Source organism: Variovorax sp. WDL1 (genome assembly GCF_001541225.1).
Taxonomy (GTDB): Bacteria; Pseudomonadota; Gammaproteobacteria; order Burkholderiales; family Burkholderiaceae_C; genus Variovorax.
In genome coordinates this window covers 1-5,815 of record NZ_LMTS01000107.1, presented here as the reverse complement: position 1 = coordinate 5,815, position 5,815 = coordinate 1, and the positions used below count along the sequence as shown (strand labels likewise).

The window sequence follows — 5,815 nt, the reverse complement described above, 5'->3', positions numbered from 1 at the left end:
AGCCACCGCGACCGCGGATCAGCTCGCGTCCTCACGTTTCGCGGCAGTGACCTACAGCATGAATCGGCATCGGCATGCACACATTGTCATCGTGGACGACCGCTCAGTTGTTGTTCGCGGCGACACAGTCTTTACGAATGTGATGCACTGCGGAACGCCGCTCGAAGTTCGCCCGTCCCGGGCCGCAGGTGGATCCTGAATCGTCCTCACCAACCCGTCCCTGATATTCGAAGGATCATCAATGGCATCCGGTCACTCCCACACTCCAACGGCAGACCCACCAGCCGCAGGGCACGAGCGCCCCCTGTGGATTGCATTGATCCTCACAACGTCGTTCATGGTGGCAGAGGTCATCGGAGGGGTTTTGACCGGAAGCCTGGCACTGATTTCAGATGCCGCGCACATGTTCACGGACACGGCGGCGCTCGCCATATCGCTTGCCGCGATTCAGATCTCCAAGCGCGCGGTCGATTCGAAGCGCACGTTTGGCTACCACCGCTTCGAGATCCTGGCCGCGGCCTTCAACGCGATCCTCTTGTTCGGTGTCGCCGTCTACATCCTCTACGAAGCTTGGCGGCGTATGAGCGAACCACAAACGGTGGATTCGGTGCCAATGCTCGTGATCGCGGCTCTCGGTCTCGTCGTGAACCTCGTCAGCATGAGACTCCTCTCCTCGGGGAAAGACGCAAGTCTCAATGTCAAGGGTGCCTACCTGGAAGTATGGAGCGACATGCTCGGCTCGCTGGGTGTGATCGTCGGAGCGCTCGTCATTTGGTCCACAGGATGGACTTGGGTGGACTCTGTGATCGCCGTAGCGATCGGGCTCTGGGTGCTACCTCGTACCTGGACGCTACTACGAGCTAGCATGAACGTGTTACTGGAAGGCGTTCCGGAAGGAATCGACGTTTCGGAGATTGAGAAAGCGCTGAGCGATATTCCCGGCATCGATTCGGTGCATGAGCTGCACATCTGGAGCATCACCAGCGGCAAGCCTAGCCTTAGCGTTCATCTCGTGAGTGCGCAGGGCGACCACGACGTTGTTGTTCCCCAGGCGGCCAGGGTTCTCGCGGAACGGTTCGAGATTCACCATTCGACCGTTCAGATCGAGCGCGTGCCCTGCCCACTTGCGTCAACGACGACGCATCGCTTCCAGTGAGACGCAACATCAGAGTCATCAAAACGCTGATCTTATGCGCGTGAAGGAAAGGAGCTGACTTGTACTTGGGCATACCTGAGCCATCTCAGTACCTGCTGCTGTTCTTCATCACCACTGGAATAGCGATCCTGATCGCCCTGGTCTTTCTGGCAGTGGGCCGTTGGCAGCGATACCGAGATCCGTTCAACGAACGGACAGCGTCTTACTCGAAACGTCTCGCAGGTCGTTTCAAGGGTCGTCGCGCGAAGACAAAGGGGCAGATCAGTCGGAAAACAGCTCCACGACGAACGCGCAGGTGAGAGCGAAAGTCGCCGTCGCTCGGGGGGCGGGCGCATTCAGCATTTGCTCCCAAGAATCGGGTCGGCGTCACATGCGGGCCTCTTGAAAGTGATATAGGAATTCAAATGACCGAACCAACCAAGCTTCGCCTGGATCTTCCCTTGATTCTTCCAGACGTTGACGACGTGAAAGACCGTTGTGTTCAGCGCCTGATTGATGCGCTGAAGGGCCGGCCTGGGATTGAAGAGGCGCACGTTGTGATGGAACAAACTGCGGCACCCCAACTGTGCGTCCACTACGACCCTTCGACAATCTCGCTGACCCGGCTGCGTGAGGTCGTCAGCGCCGTTGGCGTGCATTTGAGCGACAGGTTCTCACATCTCGCGATCAGATCCAGTCAGCCGCTGCTCGCGCGCTCGGCGCGAAGGATGGCGGACGGCCTTCGGGCCATTCCGGGGGTTATGGAGGCGGATGTCTCTGCTTCAGGCGCCGTGCGGATCGAATACGACAAGGAGAAGATCTTGGAGGGGGAACTAGTTGAAAGAGCAGCCGCCCTCGGACTTCACCGGACGAGTGCGGAAGCGGATTCGGTGCAAAGCGCTTCGGGTGCGATTCGGGAGCCCGGCCACGACGGCGACCATGGCCACGATCACGATCACGACCACAAGCATCCCCACGATGCGAAGGCGGCCAAAAAAGGCGGACATGCCGGCCACGACCATACGGAAGGCGGCTTGTTCGGCGAGAAGTCCGAGCTTGTGTTTGCCGCCTTCGCCGGGCTACTGCTGGTCGCGGGCTGGCTTATAGAGCGCAGCGCTTCCGGGCCCGGCTGGCTGCCCACGGCCTCGTATATCGCTGCGTACTTCTTCGGCGGCTTCTATACCGTCAAGGAGGCAATCGAGAATCTGCGCGCCCGCCGCTTCGAGATCGATACGCTGATGCTGGTGGCCGCAGCGGGTGCGGCGGCGCTCGGCAAATGGGCCGAGGGCGCATTGCTGCTCTTCCTGTTTAGCCTAGGCCACTCGCTTGAGCACTACGCCATGGGTCGAGCCCGCAAGGCGATTGAGGCGTTGGCCGAACTGGCGCCGGAGACGGCGACAGTGCGCCGCGAAAGCGGTACGGAGGAGATCGGCGTTTCCGAACTCCAGGTGGCAGATGTGGTCATCGTTCGGCCGAATGAGCGACTACCCGCCGACGGTGTCGTGGTGGTCGGGAACAGCAGCATCAACCAGGCGCCCGTGACTGGCGAAAGCGTGCCCGTGGACAAGCGCCCGGTGCCGGACGCCAAATCAGCACTTGCAGCGTTCGACCGCGTGGGCCCCGAGCATCGAGTCTTTGCCGGGACGATCAACGGCTCAGGAGCGATCGAGGTGATGGTCGCGCGCCGTGCGGAGCAGTCAACGATGGCGCGGGTCGTCAAGATGGTCACCGAGGCTGAGGCGCAACGCTCGCCTACCCAGCAATTCACCGAGCGTTTTGAGCGGATTTTTGTGCCGGCTGTACTGGTACTCGTAGTGCTGCTCCTGTTCGCTGGCTTCGTGATTGACGAACCCTTCTCCGCAAGCTTCTACCGCGCGATGGCCGTCCTCGTGGCAGCAAGCCCGTGCGCACTAGCGATCTCGGTGCCCAGCGCGGTACTCAGCGGCGTGGCGCGGGCAGGGCGGGGTGGTGTCTTGGTCAAGGGGGGCGGACCGCTGGAGAATCTGGGCACCCTGACTTCGATCGCGTTCGACAAGACCGGCACACTTACCGAGGGGAAGCCAAAGCTGACCGATTCCGTCGCGATGCCGGGCGTCAGCGAAGACGAACTGTTGGCGGTGGCGCTGGCAGTCGAAGCGCATAGCGACCACCCGCTGGCAACTGCCATCGTGACGGGTGCGCGCGAGCGCCTGGGCGAACGCGTCGGGCCGGTCGAGGCGAAAGAAGTCCAGAGCATTACCGGGCGAGGCGTGCGGGCCCAGGTCGACGGAGAAGAGGTGCACATTGGCAAGCCGATTCTCTTTTCAGAGTTGCCTGGCTCCACGCTCCCCGACGAAGTCGCCGCGGCGAACGACAAGCTAGTCGCGGCGGGCCGTACGACGATGGTTGTGCGCAAGGGCCAGCGCTTCCTTGGCGTCATCGCGGTCATGGACACTCCTCGCCCGGTCGCCGCGCAGGTGATGGCGCAACTGCGTGAACTCGGCATCGAACGCTTGATCATGATCTCCGGCGACAATCAGCAAGTCGCCGACGCCGTGGCCAAGAGCGTTGGCCTGACCGAGGCGCGGGGAGACCTAATGCCGGAGCAGAAGGTTGACGCGATCAAGGCGCTGCGTGAAGCGCACGGCAAGGTCGCAATGGTGGGCGACGGCGTGAACGATGCGCCCGCCATGGCGAACGCAACTGTCGGCATCGCGATGGGTGCAGCCGGTTCCGATGTAGCGCTCGAAACAGCAGACGTGGCGCTGATGGCGGATGACCTGGCCCAACTCCCGTTCGCAGTAGGCCTGTCGCGCAGCACCAGTCGGATCATCAAGCAGAACCTTTTCGTCAGCTTGGGCGTTGTCGCAGTGCTGATTCCTGCGACGCTGTTTGGCTTGAACATCGGTACCGCCGTGCTTTTTCACGAAGGATCCACGCTGATCGTCGTGATGAATGCTCTCCGCCTCCTGGCGTTCAAAGAGCCCAAGGCAGTAAGCCATGCTATTCCCCCATCCCAACGGCCGGTGACTGCATAACCAGCCGCAACTCGCACGCTCGAGGCATGGGCGGCCATCACGCCTTGACGCGGAGACGGTCTGCTGCCAAGGCATGGATGATCGGGCTGGCGCCCTCTAAGGGCGCGTCGTCTAGCGTCCGCTCAGAGGAAGTGTGAGCAGCGGGCCGGGCCCCGATTTGCCGGTTAGTTCGAGCCGCGCCAGCTCCATCAACAAGGAAAAAGTGGCCTTGCTCCTCTGGTCGGTCCACTCGATGTAGAACCAGTACCCCTGATATTGGATCGCCACGAAAGCGCCCGGTGGCCTCTCCGTTCCGCCGGCAGAACGCACTTGGAATAGTCCGTGAGTGATGATTCGAGAATCATAGAGACTCCCCGCGTTGTCGCGAATTACCTGGACCAAGCCCCGCAAGACATGCTCCTGTGGAATGTCGATGCCGTGAGATACGAAGTACAGGGCTTGAAGCAACGAACGCGTCTCCAGATCCAAGTTCGTGACGCCCTCGGCTGGGAACGTGGACGGAAATGGATGGAGCGCCTCCTGAGTTATGTCGTACTTGAGCAGCCCTTGCTTGAGTCGAAAGGTGCGAGTGAACTCTTGCATGGCTGGGGAAGCGAGCGCCGCTGGGTCAACCAGCAGGACGGGCTGCTGACTCTTCTTGATCAGCGTCCAGTTGCCTCCCTTCTCGTCGGGTCGGTATACGTAGCCGCTCTTGGCAGCCTCGATCACGTCGCGTGCAGCGACGCTGGCAGTCGGTAACGGACCGCCCAAGGTCTCGGATCGTTCTTCAATCCCGAAAACGATCTGTCCGCGATCCTGCAGCACTTGCATCGCTTCGATTCCACGCATGAAGTCGTTGACCTCCGGCGGCTTTGTGGGGGCCGGGCCGCTCGCCGTTTGCGCATTTGATACCCAGTTCAAATTCTCCAAGTACAGACGAAAGATCGTCGAGACCGGCCAGGTGGTCTTCGCCAGGTAGATGACACCTTCCAACGGAACCGGCGTGAATAGCTTTCGGGTGAACTCCTGGTCGTCCTGAGGGGTCAGGCTGAATGTCGGACGATCGGCGCCCAGTACTTGAGCCTGTGGTAGTACGGCGGTGAAACTTCGGTTGATGTCACCGCCGGCGGCGGTGAAAAATGGCGAGATCGCAAAGCTCTGCGAGCGCTCGAATTGGGCGGCGATGGTCGATATGGCTAGGCTGCTTGGCGTGTCGTTGTAGCGCAGGCGCACGATGTTGAGCAGCAATTGCTCCTCGGCCGTCGTCTTCACCACTTCGTTGTAGTGCAGTCGCGTTTGACTCAGAGCGCTTGGACCGAACGAGACGCAGCCCGTCGTCATTGCTCCGAACACGGTGGTCACAAAGGCGAGTTTCCAACTGATCCGACAGTTTTTCATCACGCTTCCCAAGACGATGGCGCCCAACCGCGCTGAAAGGCGTTTCGCACACGGCACCACAATTCTCCGCCAAGCCGTTCCGCAACGGTCAGTCCAGAGTGGTGCTGACGGCCATCGCCATTGAAACCAGAAGCTACGTCTTCTTCCGCAGCAATCGCAGGCCATTGAAGACCACCGCCAAGCTGCCGCCCATGTCTGCAAACACGGCCATCCAGAGGGTCGCTTGGCCGGTCAGCGCCAAGGTGAGAAATACCACCTTGATGCCTAACGCGAAGGAAATGTTCTG

General features: G+C 60.9%; 4 protein-coding genes. 3 read left to right on the top strand and 1 reads right to left on the bottom strand.

What is annotated here, in order from left to right; all coding sequences use genetic code 11:
• From APY03_RS43830 to APY03_RS15150, 3 genes are all read left to right on the top strand, one after another.
• Positions 1 to 199, top strand: a 199-nt coding sequence (locus APY03_RS43830; protein ID WP_232324282.1) for a hypothetical protein, incomplete at its 5' end; no start/stop codon positions are given.
• Between the two features lie 42 nt (positions 200 to 241).
• Positions 242 to 1,156 carry a cation diffusion facilitator family transporter gene (locus tag APY03_RS15155; RefSeq protein ID WP_068678024.1) on the top strand — a complete coding sequence of 305 codons (915 nt, stop codon included), beginning with the start codon at positions 242 to 244 and terminating at the stop codon, positions 1,154 to 1,156.
• Positions 1,157 to 1,560: 404 nt separating this feature from the next.
• A complete protein-coding gene (locus APY03_RS15150) occupies positions 1,561 to 4,152 on the top strand; it encodes a heavy metal translocating P-type ATPase (RefSeq protein ID WP_068678023.1) in 2,592 nt (863 codons plus the stop codon).
• A gap of 111 nt (positions 4,153 to 4,263) precedes the next feature.
• On the opposite strand, the gene APY03_RS15145 is transcribed toward APY03_RS15150, so the two are convergent.
• On the bottom strand, positions 4,264 to 5,556 hold the full coding sequence (locus tag APY03_RS15145) for a hypothetical protein (RefSeq protein ID WP_232081409.1): 1,293 nt from the start codon (positions 5,554 to 5,556) through the stop codon (positions 4,264 to 4,266).
• Between the last annotated feature and the right edge of the window lie 259 nt (positions 5,557 to 5,815).

What these genes read in the sequence shown, in the direction of transcription:
- APY03_RS15155 (WP_068678024.1), top strand. Translation starts at nt 242, where the DNA reads ATGGCATCCGGTCACTCCCACACTCCAACGGCAGACCCACCAGCCGCA.
- APY03_RS15150 (WP_068678023.1), top strand. Translation starts at nt 1,561, where the DNA reads ATGACCGAACCAACCAAGCTTCGCCTGGATCTTCCCTTGATTCTTCCA.